The organism is Aeromonas sp. CU5 (assembly GCF_002586745.1).
GTDB lineage: Bacteria > Pseudomonadota > Gammaproteobacteria > Enterobacterales > Aeromonadaceae > Aeromonas > Aeromonas sobria.
Genome location: NZ_CP023817.1, coordinates 3,142,001 through 3,158,709, shown reverse-complemented (window position 1 = coordinate 3,158,709; position 16,709 = coordinate 3,142,001). Strand labels below are relative to the sequence as shown.

Genomic DNA, 16,709 nt, shown 5'->3' with positions numbered 1-16,709 from the left:
AGAGAAAATCACATGAGTGATGCTATCGAGCTCAGTCTGGACGGGGTAGAGCGCCAGCCAATGCGCACCTTTACCGAACAGGCTTACTTGAACTACTCCATGTACGTCATCATGGATCGGGCCTTGCCGCATATCGGCGATGGCCTCAAACCGGTGCAGCGGCGCATCATCTACGCCATGAGCGAGCTGGGTCTGTCGGCCCTCTCCAAGCACAAGAAATCCGCCCGTACCGTGGGTGACGTGCTGGGTAAGTACCACCCCCACGGTGACAGCGCCTGTTATGAAGCCATGGTGCTGATGGCCCAGCCCTTCTCCTACCGCTACCCGCTGGTGGACGGTCAGGGCAACTGGGGTGCGCCGGATGATCCCAAATCCTTCGCCGCCATGCGTTATACCGAAGCGCGGCTGTCGCGCTTCTCCGAGCTGCTGCTCTCGGAATTGGGCCAAGGCACTGTGGAGTGGACGCCGAACTTTGACGGCACCATGAAAGAGCCGGTGGTGCTGCCTGCCCGCCTGCCCCATATCCTGCTCAACGGCATTACCGGCATCGCGGTGGGCATGGCGACCGACATCCCGCCCCACAACGCGCGGGAAGTGGCCTACGCCTGTGCCGAGCTGCTCGACAACCCGGATGCGGGGCTGGATGCGCTGATGGCGCACATCAAGGGGCCGGACTACCCGACCAACGCCGAGATCATCACCCCGCAGGGCGATATTCGTAAAATCTACGAGACCGGCAAGGGCTCCATCAAACAGCGGGCGGTCTGGAGCGAGGAGGATGGCGACATCGTCATCACTGCGCTGCCCCATCAGGCCTCCGGCGCCAAGATCATGGAGCAGATCGCTGCTCAGATGGTGGCCAAAAAGCTGCCGATGGTCAGTGATCTGCGCGATGAATCGGACCACGAAAACCCGACCCGTCTGGTGATCATCCCCCGCTCCAACCGGGTGGATGTGGAGGGGCTGATGGCCCACCTGTTCGCCACCACGGATCTGGAGAAGAACTACCGGGTTAACCTCAACATCCTCGGCCTCGACAACCGGCCGCAGGTGAAGACCCTCAAGATGATCCTCTCCGAGTGGATCATCTTCCGTCGCGAGACAGTGCGGCGCCGTCTGCAATATCGCCTCGACAAGGTGTTGGCGCGCCTGCACATCCTCGAAGGCTTGCTGGTGGCCTACCTCAACATCGACGAGGTGATCGAAATCATCCGTACCGAGGATGAGCCGGGCAAGGTGATGGTGGAGCGCTTCAATATCAGCGAGACCCAGGCCGAAGCGATCCTCGAGATCAAACTGCGCCATCTGGCCAAGCTGGAAGAGTTCAAACTGCGCGCCGAGCAGGATGAACTGGCGATTGAACGGGACAAACTGCAACTGATCCTGGGCTCCGAGCGCCGCCTCAATACCCTGCTCAAGAAAGAGCTGCTGGCGGATGCCGAGAAGTACGGCGACGATCGCCGCACCCCGCTGGTGGAGCGTGCCACCGCCGTGGCGCTGACCGAGAAAGAGCTGGTGCCGAGCGAACCGGTTACCGTGATCCTCTCGGGCGCGGGCTGGGTGCGCGCCGCCAAGGGCCACGACGTCGATGTGGCGGGGCTCTCCTACAAGGCGGGGGATAACTATCTGGCCCACGCCTGTGGCCGCAGCAACCAGCAGGCGGTGTTCCTCTCTACTCTGGGTCGAACCTACGCCCTCGAATCCCACACCTTGCCATCCGCGCGCAGTCAGGGCGAACCGCTCACCGGCCGCTTTGCGCTGGGGGCGGGGGAAGAGGTGCGCCATCTGGTGATGGGCAACGAGGGTGAGCCGTATCTGATCGCGAGCGATGCCGGTTACGGCTTTGTCTGCACCTATGACGATCTCATCGGCAAGAACAAGAACGGCAAGGCGCTGCTCACAGTGCCGGAAGGGGGTCAGGTGATGGCACCCCAGAAGATTGGCTCGCCAGAGACCGATCTCTGCATGGCCATCTCCAACGAGGGGCGCATGTTGCTGTTCCCGCTCAACACCCTGCCGGTACTCGGCAAGGGCAAGGGCAACAAGCTCATCAGCATACCGTCGGCTCGCGTGAAGGCGCGGGAAGAGTTTATGGTGATGGCCGCCATTATCCCGCAGGGGCAATATGTCACCCTGTTTGCTGGCAAGCGTAAGCTGACCCTCAAACCCTCTGATCTCGACTACTACCGCGGCGAGCGCGGCCGCCGTGGCGCCAAGTTGCCCCGCGGCTTGCAGCGCGTCGATCGCATAGAGATTGAACCCGCCGCCAGTGCCGAACCGGTAGCTGGGGAAAATCAGGAAGGGTAATTAATATAGAAGGGCGCGAAAGCGCCCTTCTATATATTTTTAAAATAAGAATTAAGGTCTGAAATAGGTAATAGGATTATATTCCGCATTTCAATTCCACACGCACTTAAATTTCTCATGTGTTTTTCTATCTCCTCATCAGTGTAGTAACTGACTACCCATTTACAATTATCTGATACATTTTCTTTTATTTTTATAAAGTAAGGGTGATCTATACAACTAATGGAGTGACCAAGAATTAACACATGTTCTAAATTATATAAAGATGAAAAGAAAGCACTGTTTTTGTTTATTATGTCGACAACAGGTTTCTTCAGTGCACTTAATGGATATCTGGATGATGCGATTGAGTCACTAAATGGCGTTCTTAGACTTTCACCATTTTCATCAAATTCAGGCTCTTCATCAATATCCAATCCATGACCGAAAATCAAGTCATCATATCTTTCTGCGCAACCATGTATATACAGGATCGACTCCCTAGAAATATCGTATATTTTCTCTAAGGTTGTTGTGTAGTTAAATGATAGATAAGATGAGTTAGATTCTAGGTTTAGGCGTTCAACTATTTTACCTGGTTCTATTTCAATAGAATTTATCCACTCTGAAAATGCATCTTGTAAATTCGATACTATATTTTCTGTTTGTTCGGCAAGTTCATCTTCTAGCCCATATAACATACTGAGTTTAAATTTTTCATCCCCTATATCTAAATGATTGCATTCACTAAAAATAATCTCAGCATCATATTTTCCAAGATTTTCCTCAAACTCATACCACGGGTGCTCGTTTATGTTATTTGGGAAGTAATCTGATAGGCCATCAAGCAGCTCATGATATTCTTGGTAGAAATCACAGTAGCTTGTTGGTAACTTATGATGACGATCAAAACCATTTCCTATTATATATAGTGTTTTCATTTTTTAGAGTTCGCGACATTAATATTTTGTTTTCAACATTCTGACAAGAATATATTGGAAGTGCAACACGATGCTATCATGATTTTAAATAAGGCTAGGCCCGTTGGTCTGATTGGCGAAGCGTAATCAGACGATCGCGAAAAACTATTGCCTCAATGTGGTCGGTAATTTTATTTTACGGCCCCCTCATCCCAGCCCTTCTTCCGCGAGGGGAGAAGGGGGCGCAGATCGCAGCGATTTTGGAATGGCGTGACAACTACGCCCAAAGGTTGGCAGGCACTTGTCCCCTCTCCCCTTGGGAGAGGGCTAGGGTGAGGGGAGGTAACCGTAGGGTGCAATGAACAAGGTGAATTGCACCGTAATTGACCCCGTGAGGTTGCCGGTGCAATGCGCTTCGCTTATTGCACCCTACGTCCTTTCTCTTTTGCCTGCTCGCGACCGGATAACCGGTGCGGCCGATTACGCTTCGCTAATCGACCCCACTTGCCTCTGTGTTATTTAACGCGGTGCTGCTTGTCGATGGCATCATGGCAATAATGGGAGCATGATTTCGCCTGCATGGCGCTATCGCTAACTAACAAGGAAGGGGTTCGATGGTAAATATTGGGATGCATTTTGAGATTCCGGTAACGGATATGCAGCGAGCAATCGCCTTCTACTCTGCCGTTTTTGCAATCGAGTTCGAACGTGCACAGATTGATGGCAATGAAATGGCGCTATTCCCGTTTATTGATGGCGCGAAAGGCTGTTCTGGTGCCTTGGCCAGAGGGGAGAGTTATGTTCCGAGTCTGGATGGCACGCGGATTTATCTGACGGTGAACAATATTGAGCAGGTGATGGCGGATGCGCTGTTGGCAGGCGCCAAGTTGCTTTATCCCGTGACTCTGGTGGGTGAAGCCATCAAGGTGGCCGAGTTTCAGGACTCTGAAGGTAACCGGATTGCCTTGCTGGATAAGGCGATTTGCTCTGATTAGCGCAGCCTGAACAGGGATTTGCCAACCGGACGCGGGCCATCAATCCCGCAAAAATAGAGGGCCCCGCCATCCATGATGGCGGGGCCCTTTGCATTATCAGCCGCGTTGCTGATTCAACCGTTCGCGCTGGCTGGGGCCAATAAAATGGCTGGCCCGAGCCCCATTAAATGGGGATTGCCGCAGCTGCCGGAGGGGGAGTGATTTTCGAGGCGATCAGCTGGCGCAGGCGGGGCACCAGCAGTAGCAATACCAGGCCCCCTGCCAGCGAGCCCCAGCCCAGCATATTGAATACCGAGCTGTAACCCGGGTTGGTGGCGACCGGGGTGCTGCCGATATTTTGCGGCATGGCGCCGGAGACATACCCCGCCAGCACCGAGGCAACGCCGGTCACCATCATCCAGCAGCCCATCATCAAGCCTTGCAGGCTGGCGGGGGCCAGCTTGCCAATCATGGCGTAGCCGATGGGGGAGATCAGCAGCTCGCCCAGACTCTGCAGCACATAGCTGATGGCGATCCACTTGAAGGCGACCAGCCCGTCGGCGCCTGCCAGATGGATGCCGATCGGCAGCACCAGCATCCCCAGTCCCATGCAGAACAGCGAGGAGGCAAACTGGGAGGGGATGTCGATGTTCCAGCCCTGCTCACGCAGCCGCTTGAACAGCAGCGCCATCAGCGGGCCGCCGATGACGATGACGCTGGTGTTGATGTTCTGGATCCACTGGGGGGCGACTCGCAACCCGAACACGTTGAGGTTGATGTTGTGCTCGGAGAAGAGCATCAGCCCCATCGGTGCCAGCTGGTAGAGCGACCAGAAGATGAGGGAGCCGAGGGCGAGGATCAGATAGGCCACCATGCGGCTGCGCTCGGCGGCATCCGGGTGGCGGGCGGTCATCACGCAGAGCAGTACCAGCACCACGGCCCCCAGCATCAGCACGAAGCTGCCGCTAAAGCTGGCGTGGGTCAGCAGCAGGCGCAGGGCGGGCACCAGCAACGCCAGAATGGCGAGGCCACCGAGCATCCGCAGGTAGAAGCCACGCCCCTTGATATGGCGCAGCGGGGTGTTGATATCCGCCAGAATGGGCCAGAAGAACAGGGTGGCGATGATAGCCAGCACGTTGCCGAGGGTGGCGAACAGGAACAGGGTGCGGTAATCCTCGGTGAGCTGGAAGTAGCCCGCCACCGAGAAGCCCATAAAGAAGCCCAGATTCATCCCGGCGTAGTTCCACAGGAAGGCGCTCTCGCGGCGGTGATCGTCCGGGGCGAAGCGCTGGGTCAGCATCATGTTGAGGCAGGTGACGTTGAGACCGCTGCCGGTGAGGAACATGGCGAGCCCCCAGTAGAGGCCGGTGATCCCCATCTCGGCGATGAGGTAGCAGCCGATCACCTGCAAGACCATCCCCATCACGAACAGGTTGCGGTTACTGAGGTAACGCCCGCCGAGATAGCCGCCAAACAGGTGCAGGCCGTAGTTGAAGGCGCCGAAGATCCCCATCATGGCGTTGGCCTGGGATTCGCTAAAGCCGAGTCGCTTGGTGGCGTAGAGCACCAGGGTGGAGTAGAGCACGGCAAAACCCAGGGTGGCGAAGGTTTGGATAAAGAACAGGGCGCCTGAGCCGGGTGGGACGGCGGCGTGATGAGGGTGTGGTGCTGAAGCGCTCACGGTTTGTCTCCTGTGAGAAGAGAAAATCACAACTCATCCTGAGAGTGTGCCAGTCAGTGACCGGCTAGCCTTTGGCGCTTCCATACTGCTTTAAAGACTGGTTTGTCATTTAGCGTTCAGCGCGATTAAATTGCCAGAACTTAAATTTAATCAGGTGCGATTAATTGCTTTTTATTGATCTATTTCGCCTTTTTATGCGCTTCATGCTGTCGCTATCGCCTTGTTACCTGCTCGGTAGTTGCGGGTTATATGTGATCTTGTTGGCCATCTGGCGCTATGGTTGGCTCGGTTGCGCGATCCATATCCGATTTTTACCCTGCCTAGTCGCCACGGTATGACAGTAAGGTAGTTGGCTATTTATTCACCTTGGTGAGTTGCGTGAATAAATATTGGGGGAGAGGGGCGGTAGCCGTAGGGGCAATAAACAAGGTGAATTGTACCGCCAGCGTTGTCGGTGCAATGCAATAGGGGCAAATGCTACAGGTGCAATGCGCTGCGCTTATTGCACCCTACTTGCTTGTTGCTTGTTGCTTGTTGCTTGTTGCTTGTTGCTTGCTGGTTTGAAGCTGGCAGGTATTTGTCCCCTCTCCCCTTGGGAGAGGGTCAGGGTGAGGGGATGTGTTTGTCGCTGGATATAACAACGCCCGGCGAGCCGGGCGTTGGGAAACGACTTAACGGGCGGCGAAACGCGCCTTAGAAGTCGTGGTAGAGCGGCCAGCCGAGCAGCGGATGGCGCAGACCGGCGCGCATCTCGACGTTGTCGAGCTTCTCTGGCGAGGCGTGCTCTTTTTGCAGCAGCTGGTACTGGCGCACAAAGCCGAGGGTGTGCAGCAGGTTGGCGACAAACCCCTTGCTGAGCTCCTGACGCAGACCGGCGATCAGCTCGCTTGGCAGTTCCGCCAGCAGCAACGTCAGCTGGGTGGCCAGATAGTCGGTGTCGTACCACTCCTCTTGCAGCACGATTTCCCGCGCCAGTTTGCGCTTGAGATCCTGCTTCACCTTCAGTGGGGCCGCGCCGCTGCCATTGCCGCACAGAATGCGATAGAGCAGCGCTTCGGCCAGCTTGTCTTCCATGGTCGGGTGGTCGTTTTCACAGGCGAAGAAGTGCTGATCAATCAGGCTCATCAGCCGGACCTTGTTATGCTCCACCTGGGCTTTTTCGTACTCCTGCCACCCTTGCCATTCCTCCACATCGGGGGGGCTGGAGATCTTGTCCAGCAGACGGGCATCCACCTCGCCATAGAGGCTGTTGCCACCGGTGCTGACCGAGATCAGCATCGACCACCCCTTCTGGAACGGCTTGATGGGCCCTTCCGGCGCCTGCAGCAAGGCGAGCGCTTTGGCGGTGTCGCGCTGGGAGAGCTCCAGCAGGCCCAGGCTCACTACCCCGATCACGTCGTGGGCGGCCTGCTCCAGCAGGTGCATCTTGTACTTGTTGTAGTACTTATCGGCAAACTTCAGGCTCATCAGTCCGGCCTTGCCCTTGATGGCGGCCAGTTGCTGATCGCTCAAGCGTTCGTTTTCGCGGCCAAAGCGCAGTACCTGCGTGAGGAATGGGCCCTGATTGACATCGCGTATAACCAGTTGCATGACGGGGTCCCTTAATCCAGAAAGCTGAACATGTCGTCGACTTCGGCGTACTCGTCCTCGACCTTGTTCTTCTCTTTGGCTTGCATCACCAGCTCGCTGGCGAACTTGCTGATGATCCCTTCCCAGCTGGAGTGCTCATTGCGCAGCAGTGCCTTGATCGCCTTCTCCACCTCAGGGGTCAGCTCGCGGATCAGCATCAACAGGCTGCGCGGATCATCGAGTGAGTAGTCGTGAGCATTTTCACTCTGCTGGCGGTCGCTGTAAGAGAGCGCCTCTTCCAGATCTTCCTCTTCGGCGTGCAGCACGTCGTGAGAGCCATCGTCATCGTCGATGCGCTCACCGCGGTAGAACTCGATAAAGGGGATGGAGAGATAGAAAAGACCGGCCGGATCGTCGGCGATGCACTCCAGAATTTCAGTCTGCTTGGCTTCGCTGTCCTGGGTGCGGATCAGGTAGTTGAGAAAGTCGAAGGTATGCTGTTGCAGCTCGTCGGCGTTGTTTTTGATCGCCTCTTCCCAATAAAGCGGCTGCTGGCAGACGATGTCGCGGATCCGCTCCGGGGTCATCAGTTCACAGATGATCGACGGGAATGACATGTCATGCTGGCCATTGATTTGGGTCAGGGTGACGATATCAATCTGCTCAATCACTTCTGCCAGCTGGTCGTCAGACATGGTTTGGGCGATCAGTTCGAACTTTTCGCTGGCCTGTTTCGGCTCGATCACGGCCAGCTCTTTGATCTCGATGGCGGTAATTTCTATCAGACTGTTGTTCATGCGTTGCCCCAATTAGAAACGTACTTCGTCGTGCATATCCTGATCGCCGTCGTCGTCACTATCACCGTTATAGTCGGCGTCGGCATCTTCCCCGTCTTCATCTTCGTCGTCACGCAACTCGTAGTCGTCATCGGCACGGCGGCCACCGCGCGGCAGCGGGTTGTCGAGCTGGAACAGCACGGCGCAGGCTTCGATCAGCTGATCTTCGCTTTGGGCCCGCACCGCCTTGACCAGCGGCAGGTCGGCATTGTTGAACGCCACCGATACCTTGAACTCGTCCCATGAGGGTTGTACGCCGCTGGTGAGCCAGGTGACCCACTGCTGCTTTGCCTGGGGCGCAAATTGCACCCGACCATAGAGGGCCAGCGGCAGGTATTCCGGCATAAACTCCAGCATGCTCATGTCGGCCAGCAGCAGGGTCTTCATCTTGCCGGTGAACTGCTCAAGTGCCTTGGGCTGATCTTGATCCCGATAGGATTCAATGTTTTCGCTGGCATCACTCATCAGCGCTTTAATCCGCGCCTGGTCCCATTTTTTTTGCATAGTCACTCTTTTGGCTGGTGCATCAGGGGTAGAACTGGTCCCACATATCCTGCATGGCAGCAGCGGGATCGGTCACGATGACGTTGTTGAAATCTTTGATAAAAGCGGCCCGTCGTTGCGGGTCTGACAGCACTTCATAGGCTTGCTTTACCTGGTGCAGCTTGCTTGCTGCCAGTTCTCGTTCTTCTTCGCTCACCCCTAACAGCTTATCGGGATGGTACTGGTTCGACAGCCGGCGATAGGCTTTTTTGATGTCGTTTTCGTTGGCATTGGACTTGACGCCCAGTACCCGAAAGTAGTTGTTCATGGCAGATCCTGCATCACTGGCATCATAGGATTCACACTGCGGGTGCCTGAGGGTGGGGATTGGAAACCCGGGCACGGTAAAAACCCGTCATTTTAACGGAAACGCCCCCCTAAAGCGATGAATTGAGCGACGAGTTAAGGGGCGGAGTGAAGAGGGGCAGTTGCAGGGCTATTGTTGCCAGTCGGCCATGACAGTACAAGGGCCATCTATCTGTAGGCGATGAAAAAATGGGCAGGGGGTAATCGGGAGGTGGAATGGGGGCGGCAGCCGCTGTGCCGCCGCCGGGGTTACTGCTCCCAGAAGGAGGCGGAGGTGTGGTAGATCATCTTCTTGCTCATCCCGCCATCGACCACCAGATTGGCGCCGTTGATGAAATCGTTCTGGGGATCGGCGAGGAAGAGGCAGGCGCGGGTGATGTCGTCGGGACGACCGACCCGGCCGCTCGGGTGTTGGCGGTGATCCGCCTCGGTCAGGGTGTGGTAATCCTCCGCCTGGATCCAGCCCGGACTGATGGTATTGACCGTGATGGGGTACTCGGCCAGCGAGTTGGCGAGGGACTGGGTGAGAGCCATCAGCGCCCCCTTGGAGGCGCCGTAGGCATCCCAACCCGGTTCGTTCTGTTGCCAGCGGGTGGAGGCGATATTGATGATGCGGCCATAAGGCAAGCCGCGGTTGGCCTGCACGAAGGCGCGGGCGCAGAGCATGGCGCCGCGCACATTGACCGTCATCACCTGATCGAACTGCGCTGCGCTCAGATCCTCGAAGCGGGTGTGGAACTTGCTGATGGCGCCGTTGTTGATCAGCAGATGGATGCCGCCATGCTGCGCGCGCACCTCCGCAAAGAGCCGCACGATCGCTTGCTCGTCCCGCAGATCGAGGGGGTGGAAGTGGATCTCGGGATGGTCGAAAGCGTGCGGGGCCAGATCGGTGGCGATCACCCGATAGCCCGCCTCGGCCAGCCCGATGCAGAGCTGGCGGCCAATCCCGCCAGCTGCGCCGGTGATCAGCGCAATTTGCGGTTGGTGGGTCAGCTCGTTCATTGTGCCGCTCCGTTGCGCGCCCGCAGCACCTTGATCAGCGCCGACACCTCCTGCTGGCCAAACCCTTGCGCCACCCCCTCTTCAAACAGATCAGCGGCAAAGCGCGGGAAGCGGCTGTCGATCCCGGCATCGGTGGCATGACCGGCCAAGCGGCTGATGGCGGCGCTCCAGGTTTTCAGGCTGGCGTAGGGGTGATCGAAATCGCCGCTCGCCAGCGTCTTGCCAAGGTGGGCCACATCGCCCCCCAAGATCGGCGACAGCTCGCTGAACTGGGCGCACACCTTGGCCACCGGCAGCCCTTCCGCCTCGCAGATCATGGCGCCGTGCAGGGCACCGAGCAGACCACCGGCAAAGTAGGCGGCGACGGCGCAATCTTGCGCCGCGGCGGCGCCCACCGCCTCGGCCACATGGTCGAGGGTGGGGGCGAGCAGCCGCAGCACCGGCTCGGCCTCGGCAAAAGCGGTGCTGGCACCCGAGCAGATGATGCTGGAGTCAGTGGTGCCGATCTGATCCGGGAAGCAGAGGATGGCGCCATCAAGATAACGGGCGGCGCGAGCGTGGCTCCAGCTCTCCAGTGCTCTGGCCCCCTGCGGGCTGCCGGTGGAGAGCTGCACCAGCAGCTTGCCCGCCACGGCGTCGCTTGCCTCGTCCAGCAACTGCTGGCTGACGGCGTAGTTATCGACGCAGATCAGGGTGATGTCTCCCGCGGCAATGGCCTCGCCAACCGAGGGGGCGAGTGTCGCACCCAGCGCCTGCAGCGGGGCCGCCTTGGCGGCGCTGCGATTCCAGACGGTGACCGGATGGCCCGCCTTGAGCAAAGTGGTGGCGAGGGCGGAGCCCATGGCCCCGAGGCCGATGACAGAGAGATGGCGCATGATGGCTCCTGGCTGTGTTGATAGACGTTGATATAGACAATTGGGATGCCTTGTGGCAGGTGAGCCACTATATTGCCCCCATGTCGCCGTGAAAAATGGCTTTTATGACTATCTGATATAGGTGAATTCTATGGATGTGCGAACTCTGCGTGCGTTTGTGGCTGTCTTCGAGGAGCGCAACATCACGGCGGCGGCAACCCGCCTCTTCATCACCCAGCCCACACTCTCGACCACCATCAAGACGCTGGAGGATGAGCTGGGGGTGAACCTGTTTGTTCGGCAGGCGCGCGGGGTTGAGGGGACCGAAGCGGCGCACCGGCTCTATCCCCGCGCCAAGCGGCTGATTGCCGACACCGACTCCCTCGCCCGCGAGTTTCGTGAAACGTCCCCCTGTCTGGAGGTGACGGTGGGGATTGAGGCAGACCTTGGCGATAGCGTGGTGGGGGCGCTGGTCAACGGGGCGCTCGCCCACCAAGAGATCCTGCTGACCCTGGAGGAGGGCTGCTGTGGCGATGTGCGGCTGGGGTGTGAATCCCTGCGCTGTGGCGACGAGCTATTTATCCCCCTGCTGGAGGAGGAGTTTGTGCTGGTACTGCCGCCGGATCACCCGCTGGCGGGCAAGGGGGCGCTCACCCCGGCGGCGCTGGCGGACGAGCCGTGGGTTACCTGCCCGCGTCACGACTCCCACCTGCGGCTGATCGCCATCCTCGGGAATCAGGCACCGCTCTATCCGCGGCGGGCGGGGTCGTTGCGACTGGCGGCAACTATGGTGGCCGCAGGGGCGGGGATTGGCTGGTTGCCTCGCTCGCTCTGTCCGCCCGGTTGTACGGTGGCCGAGTTGGCGGCATCCCCCTTCAAGCGGCGGGTGGGGCTCTGCTATGCCCCCGATGCGTTGCGCTCGGCGGCGGTGACCGCTCTGCTGGAACAGCTACGCGGAATGCAGCTCCCCGCCTGATGTCGGCATAAAAAAGGGCCATCCGGTGGGATGGCCCTTGTCATTGGTTGCTGTGGTGAGGCTTGCCGTGGTGAAGGTTGGCGTTTAGTGAGGATGGGAGGGCTAGAGCGACGCCCACCAGAGCCGCAGTTGCAAGCCCCACTTCGAGCTCCAGCCGGTGGTGCTGCTCACCAGCTTGCCATCCTTGATGACGAGGAAAGTCGGCGTCACCCCCACCTGCCACTGGGCGGCCAGCGCTCCCGACTCGTCGTTGTGGGTCGGGAAGGTGAGCCCCTTCTTGCTCATCCCCTTGCCTAACTGCTCCGAATTGCCGGAGCGCAGCGCCACCGTCAGCACGTTTTCACCCTCTTGCCAGAGTTGCTGCACGGTCGGGGTGGTGAAACGGCAGACGCCGCACCAGCTGGCCCAGTAGTAGACCAGCAGCGGCTTGCCCTGACTTAAGGTAGCGAGATCCGTGCTGGTGCCATCCTGCAGGGTAACGGGGGCGCTCATCGCCCCCTCTGGCAGGGTCGGGCTGCGCCACAGATCCAGCAGGGTCGAGATGACCAGCGCTATCAGCAGCAGCCAGATCGCCTCCTTGCTCCAGCGTCGCCAGCGGGGTTGAGGATTGGTGGTCATCCCTTACCCCTGCTTGGCCAGTTCGGCCTGCACCAGTTGCTCCAGCTCCTCATAGGGGATGGCGCCCGGCACCAGCTGGTTGCCGATCAGGGTCGCCGGTGTGCCCTGTACCCCCAAGAGTGTGCCGATACGCAGGCTATTGCGCAGCTCTTCGGTCGCCTTGCCTTCCGGTTTGAGGGCCACATTGCCGGTGGCCGCCAGCGCCTTGTTGATATCCGCCTCGGTCAGCATCCCTTGCTTGCTCATCAGCTTGTCATGCAGGGCGAGGAAGCGGGCGGGATCCTGCTGCCACAGGGTCAGGCTGTATTGGGCCGCCTTGGCGGAGGTCTGACCCTTGAACGGCAGCAGCTTGATCACCAGTCCCAGATCGTCCGGATAGGCCTTGAGCAGCTTGGTCAGCTGGGGATCGAACTGCTTGCAGTAGGGGCAGTTGTAGTCGGTGAACAGCACCAGCGTCAGCTTGGGATTTTTGGCGCCGAGGCGCGGGCTGGTGGCGCTGTTGAACAGCACATCCTTGTTGCCCTTGATGAAGTTGCCAAGCTGCGCCTCTTGGGCTGCCGCGTTCTGCTTCTCCCAGGATTCGGCGGCCTCGTCGAGGATCTTGGGGTTGGCGATCAGGGTCTCGCGGATCAGCTCCTTGATGCGCGCCTCCTGCTCCGGGGTGAAGGGGGCGGCGTGCAGGGCCGGAGCCAGCAGGGTTGCGGAAAGGGAGGCCAGCAGGGTCAGGGCGCTAAGAGTCGGTTTCATGGTTGCTCCTTAAAATCGGGTGGTGCCAGCCTGAAGCAGGCCAGCCTTGTGCAATGTGGTCAGCAGATCGTCCTTGTCGAGCAGGGGTGACAGCGTGACCCCCTGCGGCAACACCGGGCCGTAAATCTGGTTGAAGGGAACCGCAGCCGCGCCCCGCTTACGGAGGAAGGCGGCGATGGTGTCGCTTGGTTTGCTCCAGTCGCCGCGCAGGGCCACCACATCGGGGGCCGAGAGGGCCTGTTGCACCTCATCGCGCAGCAACACGTTGTATTTGTTGGCCTTGCAGGTGACGCACCAGTCGGCGGTGACATCGATAAAGACCCGCTTGTTCTGGGCCAGCGCATCTGTGATGGCGCGTTCAGAGAGCGGCTGCCAGACCACCTTGTCAACACTGGCCGAGCCCTGCGCGCTAAAGGCGCCACTCAGCAGCAGGGGGCTGCCAATCAGGGCGGTAAGGGCGATCGCCAGCGTGAAGCCGCGGATGCCGTAACGCCAGATGATGCCAGCCAGCAGCGCCAGCAGCATGGCAACCATCAGCCAGCCGGTGGCATAGCTGCCGAGATGGTTGTCGAGCAGGCTGGTGAGCCAGAGGCTGGAGCCCAGCATCATCAGGCCGAGCAGGATGCGCAGATGGTTCATCCAGCGCCCCGGTTTCGGCAGCCAGAGGGCGAGTCTTGGCAGGGCCGCCACCAGCAGCCAGGGCAGGCTCATGCCAATCCCCAATGCCGTGAAAATCAGCCAGAGCTGGCCGAGCGGCGCCGCCAGCGCAAAGGCCACTGCAGTGCCGAGGAACGGTGCCGAGCAGGGGGTCGCCAGCAGAGTGGCGAAGCTCCCCTGCAGGAAGTGACCGCCGAGGCCGTTGCCGCCGCTGGTGGCGAGGCGGGTGCTGAGGGCGCTGGGCAGGCGGATCTCGAACAGCCCCAACAGGTTGGCGCAAAACAGCAGGGTGACTAGCACCATCAAGCCGATAAAACCGGCGCTCTGGAACTGGATGCCCCAGCCGACGGCCCCTTGCGTGGCGCGCAGCAGGCTGCTCATGGCGGCCAGCACCCAGAAGGAGGCGATGATCCCGGCGCTGGCGGCGAGGAACTGCTTGCGCACCGTTCCCTGTTCACGCTCCTGATGTTGCAACACAGTTCCCAGCTTGAGCGCCAGCACCGGCAGTACGCAGGGCATCAGATTGAGGATGAGGCCGCCGAGCAGCGCCGCTCCCAGCAACCAGAACAGCGAATGGCTCTGGCCGGGCAGTGCGAGCGGCGCGCCGATTGTCTCCTTACCCTGCCATGCCTGTTCGCCACTGGTGAGCAGCAAGCCGAGGGATTGGCCGCGCAGATCCGGCGCATCCCCCTGCCAGCCATCGCTCACCGGCACCCGGGCGATCAGGGTGTTGCCCTCTACCTCAAGCGCCGGTTTGCCAAACTCGGCCCCCTCCAGAGCGTCGATGAAGAGCGCTGGTGATTGCCAGCCCTCTGCCCGCTCGGCGCGCAGTTGCAGCTGGTTGTGCTGATAACCGAGCTCGACCCGGGTTTCGGCAGGCAATTGCTGGGGCAGGGTACTCATCGCCTTCGCCCAGGCAAAATCGAAGTCGGCCGGGGCGGCGCTATCCACCGCCAGGGTGAAGGGGTAGTCGGTCAGGATGCAGACATTGCTGCAGGTGGAGAGGCGTAGAGTCCCCTTGAGCGGTTGCCCAGTTGGGTAGTGGAGGCTGAGGGGGAAGGTCACATCCCCCTGATAACCCTGGGTGCTGAGCCTGGCCACCTCGAAGTGGCGTGGCACCGGCCAGTGCCACTGAAAGGCACCGACCGGCTCATCCCACAGGATCTGGGGGGCAATGCCGCCTTCTCCCGGACTGTGCCAGTAGGTTTTCCAGCCTGACTCCAGCTCGACATCGAGCAGGATGCGGGTCTGATCTGCCGTGCTGCGGTCGGCCTGCAGCCGTACCCGGGCGTGATCATTCTGTGGGCTGGTGAGCCAGCCCGTGTAGCTGGCCAATCCCATGGATTGCCACAGCAGACCGCCCAGTAGCAGGGCCGCCTTGAAGAGATTCGACATCTTTTTGGTCTCGCAAAAATGAGTGACAGCTAACGAAAGAACGCAGCCGAACTCATTCCCGCCAGACGCAGAGGGTGAGGTGCAGACGCCGTTCGGGCGGCGAGATGACTCTGGGTGGGGGCAGTGGCGGTGTGTAGCGCCAAAGGGGGGCCAGCAGGGCGATCAGCACGGCCACAGCAAAGAAGAGTTGTTCGACGCAGAGCAGGGTGGCGGCGCTCAGCCACTTGCCGTTGAGCTGGCAACTGGTGGGCTGCGGGCTGGCCGGTTTGGCATCCTCTTGATCCGTTGCCGAGCTTGGAACGGGCAGTGCCTGACAGTTGAGGGCGTGCTCGAGTAGGGCCAGCCGGGCCAGCGGCTGGGCCGCACAATTGAGCACCAGCAGGCAGACCAGCAGCAGGAGATTTTTTGCCACACGTTGTCGCTGAATCATACTCGCCCCGTCTATCAAGAGGGGCCATCCTAACGACCAATGGCGGATGGGGCAAGTCAGCGGCGTATTTATGAGCAGCGCAGTGGGTGGCGCGACGGGGAGGGTGGTCGGTTCTGTTTGGCGAACGCTTGTTCGCTAAAAGGGGGATCAGTATACTGCGCCGAGTTAAAACTCGAGGTGTTCGATGCTCAAAATTGCCCGTGTGCTGCTGCTTGGTCTGCTGCTCATTTTCTGGTTCCTGTTCGGCCTGCTGCTCTGTCTGGTTCGTCCGCGCCATCCCAACAATGTCTATGTCTTCGCTCGCATGTATCACGCGGTCTGCCCGCTGATCGGGGTGCGGATCAAGGTGACCGTGGCCGAGGAAGCCAAATCGGTGGGGCCATCGGTATACGTGTGCAACCATCAGAGTAATTTCGATATCTTTACTGTGACCGGTGCCGTCATGCCCGGAGTGGTGGCGGTGGGCAAGAAGAGCCTGCTCTGGCTGCCCTTCTTCGGCCTCATCTTCTGGCTCTCCGGCAACGTGCTGATCGACCGCTCCAACCGCTCCCGTGCCATCGGCACCATCGGTCAGGTGGTGAACCGCATCAAGGAGCGTGGCACCTCCATCTGGATGTTCCCTGAGGGCACCCGCTCCCAAGGGCGTGGTCTGTTGCCGTTCAAGGTCGGCGCCTTCCATACCGCGGTGCAGGCTGAAGTGCCGGTGGTGCCCATCGTCTGCTCCAGTTATTTTGGGCAGATCGATCTCAATCGCTGGGACAACGGCGAGGTACTGGTCGAGGTGTTGCCGCCACTGTGCAGCAAGGAGCACGGCGCAGCCGGGATCCGTGAACTCTCTACGATTTGTCGAGACCAGATGGAGGCCAAGCTGGCCGAACTGGACAGCAAGCTGGGCCACAGCCACGCCGTCTGACG

Annotated in this window: 16 protein-coding genes; 4 read left to right on the top strand and 12 right to left on the bottom strand. The window is 59.5% G+C overall.

Translation table 11 applies throughout. The features are described from left to right. Positions 1–12 precede the first annotated feature (12 nt). Positions 13–2,307, top strand: coding sequence for a DNA topoisomerase IV subunit A (gene parC / locus CK911_RS14035; protein ID WP_098970693.1), 2,295 nt, complete (start codon positions 13–15; stop codon positions 2,305–2,307). 29 nt (positions 2,308–2,336) lie between these two features. Here parC and CK911_RS14030 read toward each other — a convergent pair whose 3' ends face one another. Continuing rightward, positions 2,337–3,227 (bottom strand): bacteriophage abortive infection AbiH family protein, encoded by an 891-nt coding sequence (locus CK911_RS14030; RefSeq protein WP_098970691.1) that lies wholly within the window; start codon positions 3,225–3,227, stop codon positions 2,337–2,339. 593 nt (positions 3,228–3,820) lie between these two features. Here CK911_RS14030 and CK911_RS14025 point away from each other — a divergent pair. Beyond that, positions 3,821–4,201: a VOC family protein gene (locus CK911_RS14025; protein WP_098970689.1), complete on the top strand. Its 381-nt coding sequence runs from the start codon at positions 3,821–3,823 to the stop codon at positions 4,199–4,201. 163 nt (positions 4,202–4,364) lie between these two features. Here the strand turns inward: CK911_RS14025 and CK911_RS14020 are convergent, their stop codons facing one another. From CK911_RS14020 to CK911_RS13990, 7 genes are all read right to left on the bottom strand, one after another. Further along, entirely contained in the window at positions 4,365–5,861 is a 1,497-nt protein-coding gene (locus CK911_RS14020; protein ID WP_098970686.1) for a peptide MFS transporter, read from the bottom strand. Between the two features lie 693 nt (positions 5,862–6,554). After that, entirely contained in the window at positions 6,555–7,451 is an 897-nt protein-coding gene (locus CK911_RS14015; protein WP_068979027.1) for a hypothetical protein, read from the bottom strand. Positions 7,452–7,462: 11 nt separating this feature from the next. Then, a complete protein-coding gene (locus CK911_RS14010) occupies positions 7,463–8,227 on the bottom strand; it encodes a hypothetical protein (protein WP_098972681.1) in 765 nt (254 codons plus the stop codon). Positions 8,228–8,239: 12 nt separating this feature from the next. After that, positions 8,240–8,770: a hypothetical protein gene (locus CK911_RS14005; protein ID WP_098970684.1), complete on the bottom strand. Its 531-nt coding sequence runs from the start codon at positions 8,768–8,770 to the stop codon at positions 8,240–8,242. A 22-nt stretch (positions 8,771–8,792) separates the two neighbouring features. Beyond that, entirely contained in the window at positions 8,793–9,077 is a 285-nt protein-coding gene (locus CK911_RS14000) for a J domain-containing protein (protein ID WP_068979025.1), read from the bottom strand. 287 nt (positions 9,078–9,364) lie between these two features. After that, complete coding sequence (locus CK911_RS13995) at positions 9,365–10,117, bottom strand: SDR family NAD(P)-dependent oxidoreductase (RefSeq protein WP_098970682.1); 753 nt, start codon at positions 10,115–10,117, stop codon at positions 9,365–9,367. Next, positions 10,114–10,992 (bottom strand): NAD(P)-dependent oxidoreductase, encoded by an 879-nt coding sequence (locus tag CK911_RS13990; RefSeq protein ID WP_098970680.1) that lies wholly within the window; start codon positions 10,990–10,992, stop codon positions 10,114–10,116. The genes CK911_RS13995 and CK911_RS13990 overlap by 4 nt, the downstream gene beginning before the upstream one ends. 130 nt (positions 10,993–11,122) lie before the next feature. On the opposite strand from CK911_RS13990, the gene CK911_RS13985 reads away from it, so the two are divergent. Beyond that, complete coding sequence (locus tag CK911_RS13985) at positions 11,123–11,947, top strand: LysR family transcriptional regulator (protein ID WP_098970677.1); 825 nt, start codon at positions 11,123–11,125, stop codon at positions 11,945–11,947. Positions 11,948–12,049: 102 nt separating this feature from the next. On the opposite strand, the gene CK911_RS13980 is transcribed toward CK911_RS13985, so the two are convergent. Genes CK911_RS13980 through CK911_RS13965 form a run of 4 tightly spaced genes read right to left on the bottom strand, consistent with a single transcriptional unit; the run spans position 12,050 to position 15,794 of the window. After that, on the bottom strand, positions 12,050–12,565 hold the full coding sequence (locus CK911_RS13980) for a protein disulfide oxidoreductase (RefSeq protein ID WP_098970675.1): 516 nt from the start codon (positions 12,563–12,565) through the stop codon (positions 12,050–12,052). 3 nt (positions 12,566–12,568) lie between these two features. Continuing rightward, a complete protein-coding gene (locus CK911_RS13975) occupies positions 12,569–13,312 on the bottom strand; it encodes a DsbA family protein (protein WP_098970673.1) in 744 nt (247 codons plus the stop codon). A 9-nt stretch (positions 13,313–13,321) separates the two neighbouring features. Then, positions 13,322–15,364, bottom strand: coding sequence for a protein-disulfide reductase DsbD (locus tag CK911_RS13970; RefSeq protein ID WP_098970671.1), 2,043 nt, complete (start codon positions 15,362–15,364; stop codon positions 13,322–13,324). 52 nt (positions 15,365–15,416) lie between these two features. Continuing rightward, positions 15,417–15,794, bottom strand: a complete 378-nt coding sequence (locus CK911_RS13965; protein WP_042019396.1) for a hypothetical protein — start codon at positions 15,792–15,794, stop codon at positions 15,417–15,419. A 184-nt stretch (positions 15,795–15,978) separates the two neighbouring features. Here CK911_RS13965 and CK911_RS13960 point away from each other — a divergent pair, with 184 nt between their 5' ends. Continuing rightward, a complete protein-coding gene (locus tag CK911_RS13960) occupies positions 15,979–16,707 on the top strand; it encodes a 1-acylglycerol-3-phosphate O-acyltransferase (protein ID WP_098970669.1) in 729 nt (242 codons plus the stop codon). Positions 16,708–16,709: the final 2 nt, after the last annotated feature.

Excerpts from the sequence above, each read along its gene's own strand:
- parC (WP_098970693.1), top strand. The coding sequence starts at position 13 with ATGAGTGATGCTATCGAGCTCAGTCTGGACGGGGTAGAGCGCCAGCCA.
- CK911_RS14030 (WP_098970691.1), bottom strand. The coding sequence starts at position 3,227 with ATGAAAACACTATATATAATAGGAAATGGTTTTGATCGTCATCATAAG.
- CK911_RS14025 (WP_098970689.1), top strand. The coding sequence starts at position 3,821 with ATGGTAAATATTGGGATGCATTTTGAGATTCCGGTAACGGATATGCAG.
- CK911_RS14015 (WP_068979027.1), bottom strand. The coding sequence starts at position 7,451 with ATGCAACTGGTTATACGCGATGTCAATCAGGGCCCATTCCTCACGCAG.
- CK911_RS14010 (WP_098972681.1), bottom strand. The coding sequence starts at position 8,227 with ATGAACAACAGTCTGATAGAAATTACCGCCATCGAGATCAAAGAGCTG.
- CK911_RS14005 (WP_098970684.1), bottom strand. The coding sequence starts at position 8,770 with ATGCAAAAAAAATGGGACCAGGCGCGGATTAAAGCGCTGATGAGTGAT.
- CK911_RS14000 (WP_068979025.1), bottom strand. The coding sequence starts at position 9,077 with ATGAACAACTACTTTCGGGTACTGGGCGTCAAGTCCAATGCCAACGAA.
- CK911_RS13995 (WP_098970682.1), bottom strand. The coding sequence starts at position 10,117 with ATGAACGAGCTGACCCACCAACCGCAAATTGCGCTGATCACCGGCGCA.
- CK911_RS13990 (WP_098970680.1), bottom strand. The coding sequence starts at position 10,992 with ATGCGCCATCTCTCTGTCATCGGCCTCGGGGCCATGGGCTCCGCCCTC.
- CK911_RS13985 (WP_098970677.1), top strand. The coding sequence starts at position 11,123 with ATGGATGTGCGAACTCTGCGTGCGTTTGTGGCTGTCTTCGAGGAGCGC.
- CK911_RS13980 (WP_098970675.1), bottom strand. The coding sequence starts at position 12,565 with ATGACCACCAATCCTCAACCCCGCTGGCGACGCTGGAGCAAGGAGGCG.
- CK911_RS13975 (WP_098970673.1), bottom strand. The coding sequence starts at position 13,312 with ATGAAACCGACTCTTAGCGCCCTGACCCTGCTGGCCTCCCTTTCCGCA.
- CK911_RS13970 (WP_098970671.1), bottom strand. The coding sequence starts at position 15,364 with ATGTCGAATCTCTTCAAGGCGGCCCTGCTACTGGGCGGTCTGCTGTGG.
- CK911_RS13965 (WP_042019396.1), bottom strand. The coding sequence starts at position 15,794 with ATGATTCAGCGACAACGTGTGGCAAAAAATCTCCTGCTGCTGGTCTGC.
- CK911_RS13960 (WP_098970669.1), top strand. The coding sequence starts at position 15,979 with ATGCTCAAAATTGCCCGTGTGCTGCTGCTTGGTCTGCTGCTCATTTTC.